The organism is Streptomyces bluensis (genome assembly GCF_014650715.1).
Lineage (GTDB): Bacteria > Actinomycetota > Actinomycetes > Streptomycetales > Streptomycetaceae > Streptomyces > Streptomyces bluensis.
The window spans coordinates 81,071-97,403 of sequence record NZ_BMVM01000013.1; the positions used below are offsets into that span (position 1 = coordinate 81,071).

The following is a 16,333-nucleotide window of genomic DNA, read 5'->3' on the forward strand; positions in this document are numbered from 1 at the left end:
CATGCGGCTCACCCTGATGTGTGCTCCGTCAGGTGCCTCCACGTCCGCACCAGTTGGCTGAACTCCTTGACCTGGACGAGCACGTGGTCGCGGGCTGCGTTCTCCGCGGTCTCGGCGTCGCCGCCCGCGATGGCGTCGGCGATCTCACGGTGCTCGGCCAGGGAGCGCCGCATGCGGTCCGGGACGCGCAGTTGCAGCCGCCGGTAGGGCTGCAGGGCTCGCTTGAGGGCATGGGCCTGCTGCCGCAGGTATGCGTTGCCGCAGGAGTCGTAGACGATGCCGTGGAAACACGCGTTGGCGTAGTAGTAGCGGTCGGCGTCGCCGGCCATCGCGTGTTTCTCGCATTCCAGCAGGGCGCGTTGGAGGTCGTCCAGCGGCTCCCGCTCGATACGGCGGGCGGAGAGCCGTGCTGCCATCCCTTCGAGCTCGGCCATGACCTCAAAGCGTTCGGCGAGCTCGGAGATGCTCAGCTCGGTGACGAATGTGCCCCGTTTGGGGCGGATCTGCACCAGCCCGGAGCGTTCCAGTGCCTGGAGAGCTTCACGGATCGGTGTGCGAGAGCACCCGAACTCCTTCTCCAGCCGCGCCGGGTCCAGGCGTTCACCGGGCCGGTAGCGGCCGTCGACGACGGCGTTCTCAAGTGCGTCCCGTACGCGCTGGGATTCCGGGACTCGCCGAGTCATGTACACCTCCGCGTTTGAGGATATCCGACCGTGCAAGGAGGTGGCGCATCTCACAGCCGCGCTGTTATATACATCAGAACGCTTGATGCATACGAAACGAGTCTGAAACACAGGGCATGGGAAGGAGCGGAGATGGGACCTCATGACGGCTGGCTGCTGACCGACCTGTTCCGGGCTCTCGGACGACAGCGTGGCCGCGATCCGGTGGCCGACGCCGAAGAACCGCAGGGCTCCCCGCTGGACCAGCTGCTCGCCGCCTGCGAAGTCCTGATGAGCGACGTGGGCGAAGCCTCGATGCGCGCGGTCGCGGCTCGGGCCCTCAGCGCCTACGACGAGCTCGACAACGCCGGCAAGCTCGCCTTCTTCACCCACATCACCACGACCTACGGCGTCGACGCCGATCAGGTCCGCGCCGCCTTCCACCAGTGGGAGCACGCCAGGAACGCCGGGTTCCAGGGCGAGGAGGAGCTGGTCCGGCTCTTCGACGTGGTGGAGCCGACCCGCCAGCAGCTGCTCCGCCGGATGAACCACGCACCCGACGCCACGCTCGCCCTGGTCGGGATGCGCGCGGACCTGCGTCGACTGATGCGCCACCACCCGCAGCTGCGGCCCCTCGACCACGACTTCCACCACCTGCTCACCTCCTGGTTCAACCGCGGCTTCCTCCGCATGGAGGAGGTCACTTGGGATGCGCCGGAGGAGCTTCACCACCATCTGCTGCATTACGAGAAGGTCCACCCGATGGCGGGCAGGGCCGAGCTGCGCCGCCGACTGCAGCCCGAGGACCGGCGTGTCTACGCCTTCTTCCACCCGGCCACCGGGGACGTGCCGCTGATCTTCGTGGAGGTCGCCCTGGTGCGCTCCATGCCGAGCAGCATCGCGCCGCTGCTGGAGCGCGGCCCGGCGCTGAGCCCGTCGGACGCGGACACGGCGGCGCTGTACTCGATCAACAACGCCCTGGACGGGCTGGCCGGAGTCTCCTTCGGCAGCTTCCTCATCAAGCAGGTCATCGAGCAGGTCGGGGAGCAACTGCCGCACCTGGAGCAGTTCGTCACTCTTTCGCCCATCCCCGGATTCCGGCGCTGGCTCACCGAGCAGGCCGAACGGGAGGCGCAGGACGAACAGGCTGCCGATCTGCGGCTCCTCGCCCGGGAGCTGAACACCGTGGAAGGGCCGGCGGACCTCGGCGCGGAGGACGTCGAGCGGATCCGTTCCCGGCTCTTGCCCGCGCTGACCCGGTACATCGCGGTCGAGCGGCGCGACGACGGGCGTCCCCTCGACCCGGTCGCCCGCTTCCACCTGGGCAACGGGGCCACCGCATGGCGGCTGAACTGGCCGGCGAACAGCTCACCGGAGGCCTGGCGGCAGTCCTACGGCGCGATGATCAACTACCGCTACGAGCCGGAGAAGCTGGAGCGCCAGCACGAGGACTTCGTGCGCCGCCGCACCGTCGCGCTCGGCGGGCCACTGCGGGACGCCTTCCCGAACGCCCCGGCGTCCTACCCCCACGACGCGTCCACCACCCCGGACCACGAGAGAGGAACACCCCCGATGGCGCCCTTCACGACCATCTACCGGTCCTTCGCCGAGCAGGCGGAGCGGCAGCCGGACAAGGCACTGTTCGAACTGCCCAACGGGCAGAGCATCACCTACCGCGAGACGGCGCAGACCGCGCGGCGGATCGCCGCCCGTCTCGTCGCCGACGGCGTCACCCCCGGTGACCGGGTCGCGATGCAGGTGGAGAAGTCTCCCGAGGCCGTGGCGCTGTATCTGGCGACCCTGCAGATCGGCGGCGTCCTGCTGCCGCTCAACACCGCTTATACGGGTGCGGAGATGGAGTACTTCATCGGCGACGCCCAGCCTCGCGTGCTCGTCTGCTCTCCTGATCGCCGGGCCGACCACGCCCACCGCGAAGGGGACGGACTGGTCGTCGAGACCCTCGGCGTCCTGGGCGACGGCACCCTCCTCGACGGCGACGACCACCACAAGGAGGTGTACGACGCCTCCGCCGATGACCCGGCGTCGATCCTCTACACCTCCGGCACCACCGGGCGTTCCAAGGGCGCGGTACTCACCCACGGCAACCTCGCCTCCAACTGCCGTACGCTGCTGGAAGCCTGGCAGTACACCGCCGACGACCGGCTGATCCACGCCCTGCCGATCTTCCACATCCACGGCCTCTTCGTCGCGGTCAACATGACCCTGACGGCAGGCGCCTCCCTGCACTTCCTGCCCAGGTTCGACGCCGAGACGATCATCGATCTGCTGCCCCGGGCCACGGTGCTCATGGGCGTGCCCACCTTCTACACCCGGCTGCTCAAGAACGACCGGCTCACCCCGGAGTCCTGCGCCTCGATGAGGCTGTTCGTCTCCGGCTCGGCGCCGTTGCTCGCGAGCGACCACGAGGCCTTCGAAGCCCGTACCGGCCACGCCATCCTGGAGCGCTACGGGATGACGGAAACCGGCATGAACACCACCAACCCCTACGACGGCGGCCCGCGCAAACCCGGCACCGTCGGCACACCGCTCCCCGGCATCGAGATCCGGGTGGTGGACCGTGAGACCGGTGAGGCGCTGCCCGACGGCGAGGTCGGCATCATCGAGGTCCGCGGCCCCAACGTCTTCGCGGGCTACTGGCAGATGCCCGAGAAGACCGCTTCCGAGTTCCGTGAGGACGGCTTCTTCGTCACCGGCGACCTCGGCCGCATCGACGAGGACGGCTACCTGAGCATCGTCGGCCGGGACAAGGACCTCGTGATCTCCGGGGGCTACAACATCTACCCCAAGGAGATCGAGGACCTGCTCAACGCCCACCCCCAGGTGCTGGAATCCGCGGTGATCGGCGTCCCCCACCCGGACTTCGGGGAGACGGTGATGGCCGTCGTCGTCCCGGCGCCGGGCCGGCAGCCCGAAGGCGGGGAGGTGCTGGACTTCATCGCCGACGACCTCGCCCGGTTCAAGCACCCGCGCGCGGTGCGCGTCGTCGAGACCCTGCCCCGCAACGTCATGGGGAAGGTGCAGAAGGCCGAACTCCGCAAGCGCTACGCCGATCTGTTCACCGACGTGGACGCCTGATCCAGGACCAGGCCGCCCCCAACGGGACCGGTCGGCCTCACCCCCTCTCAGCCAGGAGAAGACGATGATCCTCTACGGAGTGGCAGCGCTGGCGCTGTGCCTGCTCACGGGCACGCTCGTCGGCGAACTGCTCGGCGAAGCCATGGGCGTCGACGCCAATGTCGGCGGAGTCGGTTTCGCCATGATCATGCTCGTGCTCATCACCGACCGGCTCCGCCGGAAGGGAAAGTTCCCCGAGCCCACGGAACAGGGCGTGCTCTTCTGGAGCGCGATGTACATCCCGATCGTCATCGCCATGGCTTCCACCCAGAACGTGGTCAAGGCGATTTCCGGCGGCCCCATGGCGATCCTCGCGGGCCTCGGCGCACTCGCCGCGGGGGGTGCCCTGGTTCCCGTGCTGACGCGCATCGGCACACCGGCGGAGCCGCTGCCCCCACTGACCGGAAACCACGAAGAGAAGCAGGAGGTCTGAGATGGATCTGATCGTCTCCGTCTTCGAGAGCAACGGCCTGCTCGTCGCCTTCGCCGTGATCGGCGGACTGATGCTGGTCTCCGGGTGGCTGTCCAGGACGCTGACCCGCGGCCGGCTACAGGGCTCCGCCATTGCCATCATCCTCGGCCTGGTACTGGCCTACTGCGGCGGTCTGGCGACCGGCGGCGACGCCGGACTGGCCGACTTCGCCGTCCTCTCCGGCCTGGGCCTGATGGGAGGTGCGATGCTGCGGGACTTCGCGATCGTCTCCACCGCCTACGGCGTCGACCTTCAGGAGATCAAGCGCGCCGGGCTGATGGGCGGGCTGTCGATCATATTGGGCGTGGTGGTGTCGTTCGTGATCGGGTCCTGCGTCGCAGCGGCCTTCGGCTATACCGATGCCGCGTCGATGGCGACCATCGGCGCCGGCGCGGCCACCTACATCGTCGGGCCGGTGACCGGCACAGCGGTGGGCGCAAGCTCGGATGTGATCGCGCTGTCCGTGGCCGCCGGCCTGGTCAAAGCCGTGGTGGTGATGGTGGGGACGCCGCTGATCGCCCCGCTCATCGGCCTGAACAATCCGAAGTCCGCGATGGCCTTCGGCGGCCTGATGGGCACGACCTCGGGTGTGGCCGGCGGGCTGGCGGCCACCGACAAGCGTCTGGTGCCCTATGGCGCCATGACGGCCACCTTCTACACGGGCGTCGGCTGCCTGCTCGGCCCGTCGCTGCTGTATGTGACGCTACGGGCGATCGTCGGTGGGTGAGGGCGGTCGTCGGTGGGTGAGGGCGGTCGTCGGTCGGTGAGGGCGGTCGTCGGTCGGTGAGAAGGGATGCACCATCGGCGGGGCCGACCTGCCCGAGGCCCCGCACAGGTCAGCCCGACGTGACCGGCAGCACGTCGGGGGACAGCGCGGCCGCGCGCGCCGTCGCGCTCGTCATCCGTTTGCGGTGATGGCGACGGCACAGCACCTCGTACCCGACGATCCCCGCACCCACGTCCCCCACCACGACCTGCTCGCCCTCGACGACCATCTCGCCGCCCACCGTGCGTGCGTTGTGGGTGGCCCGTGCCCCGCACCAGCACATCGCCTCGACCTGGAGCGTCTCCACCCGGTCCGCCAGCTCGATCAGCCGCTGCGAACCAGGGAAGAGCCTGGTCCGGAAGTCCGTGGTGATGCCGAAGGCGAACACGTCGAGGTCCAGATCGTCCACGATCCGGGCCAGTTGGTCGATCTGCTCCGTCACCAGGAACTGGGCCTCGTCCACGACGATGTAGTCGACCTTGCCGCCCCGCGACAGGCGCTCCACCACGAACCCGTAGAGATCCAGCTCGGGTGTGGCCTCCACCGCCTCGGTCACCAGCCCGAGGCGCGAGGACAGCTTGCCCTCCCCCGCGCGGTCGTCCCGCGTGAAGATCACGCTCTGCAGACCACGAGCCGAACGGTTGTGCGCGATCTGAAGCGCCAGAGTCGACTTCCCACAGTCCATCGTTCCGGAGAAGAACACCAGCTCGGGCATGGGAAGGCGAGGACCTTTCAGAAGGGTTCGGGGCAGGACGGGGCGCCCGGCACGGACGCCGCGCTGCGGACGGCAGGCTTCAGGTGCGTACTTCCGACAGCAGACTTCAGGTGCGTACTTCCAGGAGCGGGACCAGTTGTTCCACGGGCGTCATCGAGCCGTGGTTGCCGACCATCTCCGACTCCTTCGGTTCCCGTTCGGACGCGATGATCAGGACGTCGTCGCGGGCCGCCGCCACGACGTCACCGATGCGCGCGTACACGCGTTCGTCCACCGTGGGGCCGAACCAGCCCGCCGCGATGGCCTCGTCGCGGGACGCCACCCAGAACTGCTCGCCCAGCACCTCGCGCCAGCAGGTCAGGACGTCCGCCTCGGCCCCCGGCACCGCGTACACATGGCGGGCCCGCCCCTCGCCGCCCAACAGGGCGACCCCGGCGCGCAGTTCCCAGTCCTCGTCGAAGTCGATGCGGTGCTGCTCGTCGAACGGGATGTCGATCATGCCGTGGTCGGCGGTGACGTACAGGGCGGTACGCGGCGGGAGTTGCTCCGCGAGGCGCTGGACCAGCCGGTCGACGTACATCAACTGCCCGCGCCAGGCGTCGGAGTCGATGCCGAAGCGGTGGCCCTTGCCGTCGACCTCGGCGTAGTAGGTGTACACCAGCGAGCGATCCCCGGCGGCCAGTTGCTCGGCCGCCAGGTCCATGCGCTCCTCGCCGGAGAGCCGTCCGTGGAAGGTGCCGCCGCTGAGCGCGACCTGGGTGAGCGGGGTGGTCTCGAAGGCCGGCGAGGAGACCTGGGCGGTGTGGACGCCCGCCTCGGCGGCCAGCTGGAACACCGTGGGATACGGCTGCCACGCCCGCGGTGCGGTCCAGGGGGTCCAGCGGAGCTGGTTCATCAGCTCGTCGGTCTCGGGATCGCGGACCGTGTAACCGGGCAGCCCGTGCGCGCCCGGCGGCAGGCCCGTACCGACGGACGCGAGGGAGGTCGCGGTGGTCGCCGGATAGCCCGCGGTGATCGGGCGGCCGGTGCCGCCCCGCGACGACGCGAGCAGCGAGGTCATGAAGGGGGCCTCGTCCGGGTGCTCCCTCAGCTGCTGCCAGCCCAGCCCGTCGATCAGGAAGACGCAGTTCCGGTCGGCCGCGGTCAGTTCCGTCATGGCGGCGGTCGTGCCGGGGACCTCCATGCCCGCCGCGAGGGTCGGCAGGAGATCGGCCAGCGAGCCGGTGCCGTACTCGGGCACGGGAGCCGAGCCCACATCGAGGGATTCCCGCTCGTCCCAGTGAGGGGCGTGCGGGGCGGGCACCGAGCGCCCTGGGTCAGGGGCGGTGGGCGGGGACGCGTGGGACATCAGCGGGCGGTGTCCGCGGTCGCCTCGGAGAGGGACTGCGCGAAGGCGAGGGCCTGGCGCACCGTCTCCGGGCCGTCCCCGGCCTCGCTGACCCGCAGGCTGAGGTCGTCCGCCGTCGAGTTGCCCGTGTAGCCGTGGTCCGCCTCGCAGTTGGGGTCGCCGCAGGCCGCGGGCTCCAGGTCGATACGGGAGACGGCGCCCCAGCCGATGGTCAGGACGACCTCGCGGGGCAGTGTGCCCGGCGTGTACGACTCCGGGTTGGCGACCACCCGGCTGACGACGACCGACGAGATCCGGCCGAGCTTCACGGACTCGGTGGACGTCGTGGCGTACGGCGTCGGGGACGTGCTGTCCGAGGCCTGCTCGTCGGTGTGGCTCACGATGAAGCGGTTGCCGGTGAGGACGAGCACCGTGACATGCCGCCGCACCTCGTTGGCGTCGAACGTCGTCTCCTGATGGACCAGGTACGACCGTACGGCGTCGCCGCCGACAGCGGCCTCCACCGCCTCGGCCACGAGGGCCGGGTAGTAGCCGCTGCGCTCGATCGCCGCCCGCAGCCCCTGAGTCGTCGTACTGGTCTTGGCCATGACGTCCATCCTACGGGGGCCCACTGACTGCGGGGGACCGCTCGGCCACGACTGCCGTGGACCGATCAGCGCACGGAACGGATCAGTACACCGGAAGCGTACGGGGGCCGAGGTCGTCGCGGGCGGGCGGGCGCGCGAGCCGTACGGTGGCGCCGAGGACGCTCAGGCCGTACGGAGCGACGACGACCGGCTCCAGGGAGACCGCGACGACCTCCGGATGGTCGTCGACCAGTCGGGACACCCGCAGGAGCAGCTCTTCGAGGGCGGCGACATCGACCGGTGCCGAGCCGCGCCAGCCGAAGAGGAGCGGCGCCGTCCGGATCGACCGGACCAGGGAGGCCGCGTCCCGGTCGGTGACCGGAATCAGTCGGTGCGCGGTGTCGCTGAGCAGTTGTGAGGCGGCCCCCGCGAGCCCGAAGGAGACCACCGCTCCGGCCGCCGGGTCGATCACGGCCCGTACGACCGTGTCGACGCCGCGTGGGGCCATGCCCTGCACGACGGGCCGCAGCTCCTCGGGGGTCCCGAAGAGGCCGGTCAACTCCGCGTACGCCCGGCGAAGTTGCTCCTCGTCCGTCAGGTCGAGCCGTACGCCTCCCAGGTCGGCGCGGTGCCGCAGGTGCGGGGCGGTGGCCTTCAGGGCCACGGGGTAGCCGAGGTCGCGCGCCGCCGCGGCGGCCTCGTCCGGTGTGGGCGCGGGCCGGGCCTCGCGCACCGGGATGCCGTACCGGGCGAGGAGCGCGCACGTCTGGCCGGTGCCGAGCGTGAGCCCCTCCCCGCGCGCGAGGAGCGTGTCGATCTGCTCGGCGGCGCCCTTCTCGTCGATGTCCTCGTACTCGGGCACCTTCCCGGGGTCCGCGGCGTCGCGGCGCCACTGGGCGTACCGCACGGTTTCGGCGAGGGCCCGTACGGCGCGCTCGGCGGCCGGGTAGGCGGGGATGAGCCGGGCGCCCTCCGGGGGCGGGGAGTCCTCCACGCGCGTGCGTGCCGGCCGCTGGTCGGGCAGCGGTACGGCGTGGGGTGCCGTGCCGGCGGCCCGGGAGAGGGCGTCCGCGAGTCCGCCGAGCTCCACGTGGACCACGAGGACCGGCTTGGCCGGGGCGGCGGCCGCCGCCGAGCGGAGCGCCTCGGCGAGCGCCTCGTCCGCGGCGGATGTCTCGCCCACCGCCGGTATGGCCGTCACGACCACGGCGTCGCACGTGTCGTCCGCCAGGGCCCGCGCCAGGGCCGTGTGGAAGTCCTCCGCCGAGGCCCCGGTCGTGAGGTCCAGCGGCGCCAGCGGGCTGAGCCCCTCGGTGAGGCACGCGTCGTACGTCAGCAGGCCGAGCGACTCCGAGTTGCCGAGGATCGCCACGCGCGGGCCGGCGGGCAGGGGCTGGCGGGCCAGCAGCAGGCCCGTGTCGACGAGCTCGGTGATCGTGTCCACGCGGATCACGCCGGCCTGTCGCAGCAGGTCGGAGACGGTGGCGTGCGGCAGCCGGGTGGCGCGTACGGCATGTCCCTGGGGTGAGACCCCGCCGTGGCGCGCGCCCTGCACCACGACCAGCGGCTTGACCGTGGCCGTGCGGCGCGCGAGGCGCGTGAACTTGCGCGGGTTGCCGATGGACTCCAGGTACATGAGGGCGACGTCGGTGTCCGGGTCGTCGTACCAGTACTGGAGCACGTCGTTGCCGGAGACGTCCGCGCGGTTGCCCGAGGACACGAAGGTGGACACGCCCGTGACGCCGGTGACTCCTCCGCCGCGCCGGTGGAGCCGGGACAGCAGGGCGATGCCGATGGCACCGGACTGGGCGAAGAGGCCGATCCGTCCGGGGCGTGGCATCTCGGGGGCGAGGGAGGCGTTGAGCCTGACGCCGGGCGAGGTGTTGATGATCCCGAAGGCGTTGGGCCCGATGATGCGCATGCCGTACGTCCGGGCCTGGCGCACCAGTGCGCGCTGGCGCTCGCGCCCTTGCGGTCCGCTCTCGGCGTACCCGGCGGAGAGGACCACGAGGCCCTGCACACCGTGCTCGCCGCACTCGGCGACGACCTCGGGGACGTGCTCGGCCGGGACGGCGACGACCGCGAGGTCGACGGGCTCGGCGATCTCACGGATGGAGCGGTACGCCGGGACTCCGTCCAGCTCCTTGTCCTGAACGGCCCTGTTCACGGCGTACAGGCGCCCGGTGAAGCCCGCGTCCCTCAGGCCCGCGAGCACGCCCCGGCCCACGCCGCCGGGTGTGCGTCCCGCGCCGATGACGGCGACCGAGCCGGGCGCGAGCAGCCGCTGCACGGACCGGGCCTCGGCGCGCTGCTCCCGCGCGCGCTGCACGGCGAGGGAGCGGTCGGTGGGCTCCAGGTCGAGCTCCAGGCGGACGACGCCGTCCTCGAAGCTGCGCTGCTGCTGGTACCCGGCGTCCGTGAACACCTTGATCATCTTGGTGTTGGCGGGGAGCACCTCGGCGGCGAAGCGGCGGATGCCGCGCTCGCGGGCGACGGCCGCGATGTGTTCGAGGAGGGCGGACGCGACGCCCCGGCCCTGGTGGGCGTCCTGCACGAGGAAGGCGACCTCGGCCTCGTCGGCCGGCGCGGACGCGGGCATGCCGTCGGTGTTGATGCGGTCATAGCGTACGGTGGCGATGAACTCGCCGCCGACCGTGGCCGCGAGTCCCACCCGGTCCACAAAGTCGTGGTGCGTGAAGCGGTGGACGTCCTTGGCGGACAGGCGAGGGTACGGCGCGAAGAAGCGGTAGTACTTCGACTCGTCGGAGACCTGCTCGTAGAAGCTGACCAGGCGCTCGGCGTCATCAACGGTGATGGGCCTGATGCGCGCGGTGCCGCCGTCGCGCAGCACCACGTCGGCCTCCCAGTGGGCGGGGTACTCGCGCCGGTCCGACGAGGTCTGCATGAGCCCCAGAGTAAGACGCGCGTACGACAGCGACGTGAGGCGGTCTCGCGCACGAACGCGGCGCGGGGCAGTCTGGGGACACACACCACCCGGATCGTGGTCAGGCCGTGGGCCCGATCCGGACCCGCTTCACGAAGCGGGAGAGCGGTCCGGGCCATCCGGTCCGGACCGATCGAGACACCTGACGAGACACCTGAAGGGCAGCAACACATGGCTGAGCGCCGCGTCAACATCGGCTGGGCCGAGGGCCTCCACGCCCGCCCCGCCTCCCTCTTCGTCCGGGCCGCCACGGCCTCCGGTATCCCCGTGACGATCGCCAAGGCCGACGGCACCCCCGTCAACGCGGCCTCCATGCTGGCGGTGCTGGGTCTGGGCGCCAAGGGCGGCGAGGAGATCGTGCTCGCTTCCGAGGCCGAGGGCGCGGACGCCGCGCTCGACCGCCTGGCGAGGCTGGTCGCCGAGGGGCTCGAAGAGCTTCCCGAGACCGTCTGAGTGACGCGGCGATAGGCCCGAAAGGCCACCCGCGCACACATTGAAGGGCTCGCCCGAATTACCGGGCGGGCCCTTCGCATTTCCTCTTCGCGGGCAGCAGAAATAATCCCCTGCGAATTCGACCTTCTTTGTATACGGCCATTGTGTTAATCCCGCAGGCTCGTGATGTTTACGGGATGTTGCGAAGTCCTCACACGCTCGGTGCGGTCGGCCCGTCCGGGAAAACGCAGCCGGTGCGCGGCCGTCGCGCGTTCGGTGTGCAGCGCCGTGATCGTGCGGGCCCGCTCGCTGTCGCCGCGCGCGACGGCGTCGACGATGCCGCCGTGCTCGGCCCAGGACTCGACGGGACCGGCGGGCGCCTCCACCGCGTACATCCAGGCGATCTTGTGGCGCAGCTGGGCGAGGGTCGAGGTCAGCGCGGGGCTGCCGGAGGCCTGGGCGAGCGTCTCGTGGAACCAGCCGCCGAGTGAGCGCAGGTCATCGCTGTTGCCCCGCCTGGCCCGCTCCTGCCCCAGCCTGACCAGGCCCCGCAGCACCTTGAGGTGCGCCTCGGTACGGCGCTGGGCGGCGCGCGCTGCGCCCAGCGGCTCCAGCAGCATGCGCATCTCCAGCAGGTCGGCGGCCTCCTGCTCGGTGGGCTCCGCGACACACGCGCCCGCGTGCCGGCGGGTGACCACGAAGCCCTCGGCCTCCAGCGTGCGCAGCGCCTCACGGACGGGGACGCGGCTGACGCCGTACCGGCGGGCGAGGAGTTCCTCGGTGAGCCGGCTGCCGCGCTCGTAGACACCCGCGACGATGTCATCACGAATCGCCGTGCATACCGAGTGTGCCGGAATACGCATGACCCGACCTCCGCCTTAATCCCCGTGAAACGCCTTTGATTGACGTGTGTTCAAGCGACTCTATTGCAGTCGGCCGGAATTTCCGATGCCGGGCCGGAATCCAGGGATATTTTTTGGACAGGAGGTACGTCACAAACGGCGAAGGCCCCGGCTCGGTGAGCCGGGGCCTCGCGCGCTGTGGGCCGGGTCTCGCGCGGTGGCCTGGTGGGTCAGACGTTCACGCCGTGCGAGCGCAGGTACGCGACGGGGTCGATGTCCGAGCCGTACTCGGCCGTCGTGCGGGCCTCGAAGTGCAGGTGCGGGCCCGTGACGTTGCCGGTCGCCCCGGACAGGCCGATCCGCTGGCCGGGAGTGACCGTCTGGCCGACGGAGACCCCGATGGACGACAGGTGCCCGTACTGCGTGTACGTGCCGTCGTGCATCTTGATGACGATGTTGTTGCCGTAGGCGCCGCCCCAGCCCGCCTCGACGACGGTGCCGGAGCCGACGGCGTGGACGGCCGTGCCGGAGGAGGCGTGGAAGTCGATGCCGGTGTGGCTGCCGGAGGACCAGGCGGCGCCGCCGGACTGGTAGCCGGTCGAGACGTAGGAGCCGCTGACCGGGGCGACGAAGGTGTTGAGGCGCTTGCGTTCGGCCTCACGGGCGGCGCGCTCCTTGGCCGCGCGCTCCTTCTTGGCCGCCTTCTCGGCCGCCTCCTTGGCGCGCTGCTTCGCGAGGGCCTCGGCCTTCTTCTGCGCGGCGGCCTGCTGCTGGGCGGCGGCCTGGGCGTCGATCTGTTCGGCCACCGCGTCGCCGATCTCGATGGCCTGGGTGAGCCCGGTCTGCCCGGCGGAGGTGTCCGCGGCGAAGGCGGGGGCGGCCAGCGTGCCGATGACGCCCGAGGTGGTGAGCGCGGCGGCGCCCACGGCCTTCGTGGTCGCGCGCTTCATCCGGCCGGCGCGGCGGTGCTTCCCGGTGGCGCAGGTGAACGCCATGAAGTGGCTGGTCCTTTCCTTCCCTCTCGCCTACCGGGTTAGCTGACGGGTTCGGAGCAGGAAGGTCTCCTACGGTCCCCCTTCACCAGGTGAAGGGCGTCCGATTCACCCCAGGGACTGCGGTTGGGTCCCCGGCTCCCCTGGCTCGCGCCGTTCGGGGACTCGGCGATGACTGTCCGGTGCCGCGGGCGCGGCGCACTGCTGACGAACAGCCGAACAGACGCTAAGCGGGCCCTCTTTGAAATCACAAACGAAGCCGGGGTTTTGTAGCGCACACCACAGGGCAGACAGGAAACCTCTCCCGCAAATACGGACATCCGGGGCCCCGGTGACGAAAGAGTCACCGGGGCCCCGGATGCGGGCGGGCCCGGACGGGCCGCCGCGGGCGGTCTACTCGGCGCGTACGACGGAGACTGCGCCGATGCCGAGGGCCCTGACGGGCTCCTCGATCTGCGCGGCGTCACCGACGAGGACGGTCACGAGGCGGTCCACCGGGAAGGCGTTCACCACGGCCGCGGTGGCCTCGACGGTGCCGGTCGCGGCGAGCTGCCGGTACAGCGTCGCCTGGTAGTCGTCCGGCAGGTGCTGCTCGACCTGGTCGGCGAGGGTGCTCGCGACGGCGGCGGCCGTCTCGTACTTGAGCGGGGCGACCCCGACGAGGTTCTGCACGGCGACATCACGCTCGGCGTCGTCGAGGCCCTCGGCGGCGAGGGTGCGCAGCACGGTCCACAGGTCGTCGAGGGCCGGGCCCGTGTTCGGCGTGTCGACGGAGCCGCTGATGGCGAGCATCGCGGCGCCCGAAGCCCCTCCGGGGACAGCAGGTGCCGCGGAGCGCAGCACCTGGGCGAACGCCCGCACACCGTAGGTGTAGCCCTTCTCCTCGCGCAGGACGCGGTCCAGGCGGGAGGTGAGGGTGCCGCCGAGGCAGTACGTGCCGAGCACCTGGGCCGGCCACACACGGTCGTGGCGGTCGGCGCCGACGCGGCCGATGAGCAGCTGCGTCTGGACGGCTCCGGGGCGGTCCACGATGACGACACGGCCGGTGTCGTCGGCGGTCACCGCCGGCACGGGGCGCGGCTGGGCCGGGGAGCCGGTCCAGGCGCCCAGGGTGTCGCCGAGCAGCGCGTCCAGGTCGACTCCGGTGAGGTCGCCGACGACGACCGCGGTGGCCGTGGCGGGGCGGACGTGCTTCTCGTAGAAGGCGCGCACGGCCGCCGCGTCGATGCTCTCGACCGTCTCCTCGGTGCCCTGGCGCGGGCGCGACATGCGCGAGGTCGCCGGGAACAGCTCCTTGGAGAGCTCCTTCGCGGCACGGCGGGCCGGGTTGGCGGTCTCGTGCGGGATCTCGTCGAGCCGGTTGCGCACCAGCCGCTCGACCTCGCTGTCCTCGAACGCGGGGGCCCTCAGGGCGTCGGCGAGCAGACCGAGCGCCTTGGGGAGCCGTGAGACGGGGACTTCGAGGCTGAGGCGTACGCCGGGGTGGTCGGCGTGCGAGTCGAGGGTGGCTCCGCAGCGCTCCAGCTCGGCGGCGAACTCCTCCGCGGAGTGCTTGTCGGTGCCCTCGGAGAAGGCACGGGCCATGATCGTGGCGACGCCGTCGAGGCCCACGGGCTCGGCGTCCAGGGGGGCGTCGAGAAGCACCTCGACGGCGACGACGCGCTGGCCGGGGCGGTGGCAGCGCAGCACGGTCAGCCCGTTGTCGAGGGTCGCGCGCTCGGGCGCCGGGAACGCCCAGGGCCTGGCCTCGCCGGCCTGGGGCTGCGGGTGGAAGTCCATGGTCGCGAGCTCGGTCACTTGGCCGACTCCTCGTTCTCGTCGGTCACCGCGGCTTCGGCGGTCTCGTCGGCGTCCTCGGCGTCCCCGCTGCCGGCCGCGATCGGCTCGTAGACGAGCACCGCGCGGTTGTCGGGCCGCAGCCGGGCCTGCGCGACGGCCTGCACCTCCTCGGCGGTCACGTCGAGCACGCGCTGGACGGCCGTCAGGGCGAGCTGCGGGTCGCCGAACAGCACGGCGTACCGGCACAGTTCGTCGGCGCGGCCGGCGACCGTGCCGAGCCGGTCCAGCCATTCGCGCTCCAACTGGGCCTGGGCGCGCTCCATTTCCTCCGCCGTGGGGCCCTCGGCGGCGAACCGGGCGAGCTCCTCGTCGACGGCGGCCTCGATCACCGGGACCTCGACATCGCCGGAGGTCTTCACGTCGAGCCACCCCAGGGAGGGCGCTCCGGCCAGCCGCAGCAGGCCGAACCCGGCTGCCACCGCCGTACGGTCGCGCCGTACGAGCCGGTTGTAGAGGCGGGACGACTCACCGCCGCCGAGGACCGTCAGCGCCAGGTCGGCCGCGTCGGCCTCGCGCGTGCCGTCCTCCGGGAGCCGGTAGGCGGCCATCAACGCGCGCGCGGGGACCTCTTCCTCCACGACCTCCCGCAGCTGCTCGCCGATGGTCTCCGGCAGCGAACCGTCCCGCGGGGCGGGCTTGCCGTCGTGGCCGGGGATGGAGCCGAAGTACTTCTCGATCCAGGCGAGCGTCTGCTCCGGGTCGATGTCGCCGACCACGGAGAGCACCGCGTTGTTGGGCGCGTAGTAGGTGCGGAAGAACGCGCGCGCGTCCTCCAGCGTGGCCGCGTCCAGGTCGGCCATCGAACCGATCGGGGTGTGGTGGTAGGGGTGGCCGTCCGGGTAGGCGAGGGCGGTCAGCTTCTCGAAGGCGGTGCCGTAGGGCACGTTGTCGTAGCGCTGGCGGCGCTCGTTCTTGACGACGTCCCGCTGGTTCTCCATGGACTCGTCGTCCAGCGCCGTCAGCAGCGAACCCATGCGGTCGGCCTCCAGCCAGAGGGCGAGCTCCAGCTGGTGGGCGGGCATGGTCTCGAAGTAGTTGGTGCGCTCGAAGCTCGTCGTACCGTTCAGCGAGCCGCCCGCGCCCTGGACCAGCTCGAAGTGGCCGTTGCCCTGCACCTGGGCCGAGCCCTGGAACATCAGGTGCTCGAAGAGGTGGGCGAGACCGGTGCGGCCCTTGACCTCGTGACGGGAGCCGACGTCGTACCAGAGGCACACCGCCGCGACCGGGGTCAGGTGGTCCTCGGAGAGCACCACGCGCAGCCCATTGGCCAGGCGGTGCTCGGTCGCTGTCAGGCCCCCGGTGCCTGCCTCGGCTGTGGCCGTGTGACCCATGGGCATGTACGTCCCTTCATCGCGGAAGCTGTCGCGGAAGTTGTCGCGGAAAACCGCGTCTTTCTGCCGGTCCTGCCACTGTATGCAAGCGTGCGGACGGCTGGCGAAGTTCCCGGTTCCCGTACGCCCAGAGCGAGACTCCCGGACAGGAGAGCGGGGACTGGCGCAGGCCGGGGTCCGGCCCGCCGCACGCCGGGGAGAAATCGGGTCCGTGGCCGCCGCCCGTCCGCTCCCAGGACGGCTCCGGGACCGCCGCACCGCGGGCGGGCTCGGGCCCGTGACGGGCGCC

The 16,333-nt window shown here is 71.3% G+C and carries 13 protein-coding genes and 1 riboswitch; of the genes, 4 read left to right on the forward strand and 9 right to left on the reverse strand.

All coding sequences use genetic code 11. From position 1 onward, the window contains the following. Positions 1-8: 8 nt before the first annotated feature. Positions 9-683: a GntR family transcriptional regulator gene (locus tag IE262_RS27895; RefSeq protein ID WP_189877566.1), complete on the reverse strand. Its 675-nt coding sequence runs from the start codon at positions 681-683 to the stop codon at positions 9-11. Positions 684-815: 132 nt separating this feature from the next. Here IE262_RS27895 and IE262_RS27900 point away from each other — a divergent pair, with 132 nt between their 5' ends. The 3 genes from IE262_RS27900 to madM all read left to right on the forward strand — a co-directional run bounded on the left by IE262_RS27900 (position 816) and on the right by madM (position 4,996). Beyond that, entirely contained in the window at positions 816-3,758 is a 2,943-nt protein-coding gene (locus tag IE262_RS27900; RefSeq protein WP_189877568.1) for an AMP-binding protein, read from the forward strand. A gap of 64 nt (positions 3,759-3,822) precedes the next feature. Continuing rightward, positions 3,823-4,230, forward strand: a complete 408-nt coding sequence (madL, locus tag IE262_RS27905; protein WP_134040567.1) for a malonate transporter subunit MadL — start codon at positions 3,823-3,825, stop codon at positions 4,228-4,230. A gap of 1 nt (position 4,231) precedes the next feature. Further along, the gene (gene madM, locus IE262_RS27910) at positions 4,232-4,996 is read left to right on the forward strand and encodes a malonate transporter subunit MadM (protein ID WP_134040566.1); all 765 of its coding nucleotides are present in this window, start codon (positions 4,232-4,234) and stop codon (positions 4,994-4,996) included. A gap of 109 nt (positions 4,997-5,105) precedes the next feature. On the opposite strand, the gene IE262_RS27915 is transcribed toward madM, so the two are convergent. From IE262_RS27915 to IE262_RS27930, 4 genes are all read right to left on the reverse strand, one after another. Next, entirely contained in the window at positions 5,106-5,750 is a 645-nt protein-coding gene (locus tag IE262_RS27915) for a thymidine kinase (protein WP_134040565.1), read from the reverse strand. A 106-nt stretch (positions 5,751-5,856) separates the two neighbouring features. Continuing rightward, the gene (locus IE262_RS27920; protein ID WP_189877570.1) at positions 5,857-7,098 is read right to left on the reverse strand and encodes an alkaline phosphatase family protein; all 1,242 of its coding nucleotides are present in this window, start codon (positions 7,096-7,098) and stop codon (positions 5,857-5,859) included. After that, complete coding sequence (locus tag IE262_RS27925; RefSeq protein ID WP_134040564.1) at positions 7,098-7,694, reverse strand: DUF5998 family protein; 597 nt, start codon at positions 7,692-7,694, stop codon at positions 7,098-7,100. Before IE262_RS27925 ends, IE262_RS27920 begins: the two co-directional genes overlap by 1 nt. A gap of 73 nt (positions 7,695-7,767) precedes the next feature. After that, positions 7,768-10,569: a bifunctional acetate--CoA ligase family protein/GNAT family N-acetyltransferase gene (locus tag IE262_RS27930; protein WP_189877572.1), complete on the reverse strand. Its 2,802-nt coding sequence runs from the start codon at positions 10,567-10,569 to the stop codon at positions 7,768-7,770. A gap of 210 nt (positions 10,570-10,779) precedes the next feature. Between IE262_RS27930 and IE262_RS27935 the strand changes: the two genes are divergently transcribed. After that, entirely contained in the window at positions 10,780-11,061 is a 282-nt protein-coding gene (locus IE262_RS27935) for an HPr family phosphocarrier protein (protein ID WP_189877574.1), read from the forward strand. 146 nt (positions 11,062-11,207) lie between these two features. Here IE262_RS27935 and IE262_RS27940 read toward each other — a convergent pair whose 3' ends face one another. The 4 genes from IE262_RS27940 to IE262_RS27955 form a co-directional block, all read right to left on the reverse strand. Continuing rightward, entirely contained in the window at positions 11,208-11,903 is a 696-nt protein-coding gene (locus tag IE262_RS27940; RefSeq protein WP_134040561.1) for a GntR family transcriptional regulator, read from the reverse strand. Between the two features lie 209 nt (positions 11,904-12,112). Continuing rightward, the gene (locus IE262_RS27945) at positions 12,113-12,877 is read right to left on the reverse strand and encodes a M23 family metallopeptidase (protein ID WP_189877576.1); all 765 of its coding nucleotides are present in this window, start codon (positions 12,875-12,877) and stop codon (positions 12,113-12,115) included. A gap of 12 nt (positions 12,878-12,889) precedes the next feature. After that, positions 12,890-13,055: riboswitch (cyclic di-AMP (ydaO/yuaA leader) on the reverse strand. A gap of 212 nt (positions 13,056-13,267) precedes the next feature. Then, the gene (locus tag IE262_RS27950; protein ID WP_189877578.1) at positions 13,268-14,671 is read right to left on the reverse strand and encodes a M16 family metallopeptidase; all 1,404 of its coding nucleotides are present in this window, start codon (positions 14,669-14,671) and stop codon (positions 13,268-13,270) included. Next, on the reverse strand, positions 14,668-16,050 hold the full coding sequence (locus tag IE262_RS27955; RefSeq protein ID WP_189877580.1) for a M16 family metallopeptidase: 1,383 nt from the start codon (positions 16,048-16,050) through the stop codon (positions 14,668-14,670). The genes IE262_RS27950 and IE262_RS27955 overlap by 4 nt, the downstream gene beginning before the upstream one ends. Positions 16,051-16,333: the final 283 nt, after the last annotated feature.

What these genes read in the sequence shown, in the direction of transcription:
- IE262_RS27895 (WP_189877566.1), bottom strand. Translation starts at nt 683, where the DNA reads ATGACTCGGCGAGTCCCGGAATCCCAGCGCGTACGGGACGCACTTGAG.
- IE262_RS27900 (WP_189877568.1), top strand. Translation starts at nt 816, where the DNA reads ATGGGACCTCATGACGGCTGGCTGCTGACCGACCTGTTCCGGGCTCTC.
- madL (WP_134040567.1), top strand. Translation starts at nt 3,823, where the DNA reads ATGATCCTCTACGGAGTGGCAGCGCTGGCGCTGTGCCTGCTCACGGGC.
- madM (WP_134040566.1), top strand. Translation starts at nt 4,232, where the DNA reads ATGGATCTGATCGTCTCCGTCTTCGAGAGCAACGGCCTGCTCGTCGCC.
- IE262_RS27915 (WP_134040565.1), bottom strand. Translation starts at nt 5,750, where the DNA reads ATGCCCGAGCTGGTGTTCTTCTCCGGAACGATGGACTGTGGGAAGTCG.
- IE262_RS27920 (WP_189877570.1), bottom strand. Translation starts at nt 7,098, where the DNA reads ATGTCCCACGCGTCCCCGCCCACCGCCCCTGACCCAGGGCGCTCGGTG.
- IE262_RS27925 (WP_134040564.1), bottom strand. Translation starts at nt 7,694, where the DNA reads ATGGACGTCATGGCCAAGACCAGTACGACGACTCAGGGGCTGCGGGCG.
- IE262_RS27930 (WP_189877572.1), bottom strand. Translation starts at nt 10,569, where the DNA reads ATGCAGACCTCGTCGGACCGGCGCGAGTACCCCGCCCACTGGGAGGCC.
- IE262_RS27935 (WP_189877574.1), top strand. Translation starts at nt 10,780, where the DNA reads ATGGCTGAGCGCCGCGTCAACATCGGCTGGGCCGAGGGCCTCCACGCC.
- IE262_RS27940 (WP_134040561.1), bottom strand. Translation starts at nt 11,903, where the DNA reads ATGCGTATTCCGGCACACTCGGTATGCACGGCGATTCGTGATGACATC.
- IE262_RS27945 (WP_189877576.1), bottom strand. Translation starts at nt 12,877, where the DNA reads ATGGCGTTCACCTGCGCCACCGGGAAGCACCGCCGCGCCGGCCGGATG.
- IE262_RS27955 (WP_189877580.1), bottom strand. Translation starts at nt 16,050, where the DNA reads ATGCCCATGGGTCACACGGCCACAGCCGAGGCAGGCACCGGGGGCCTG.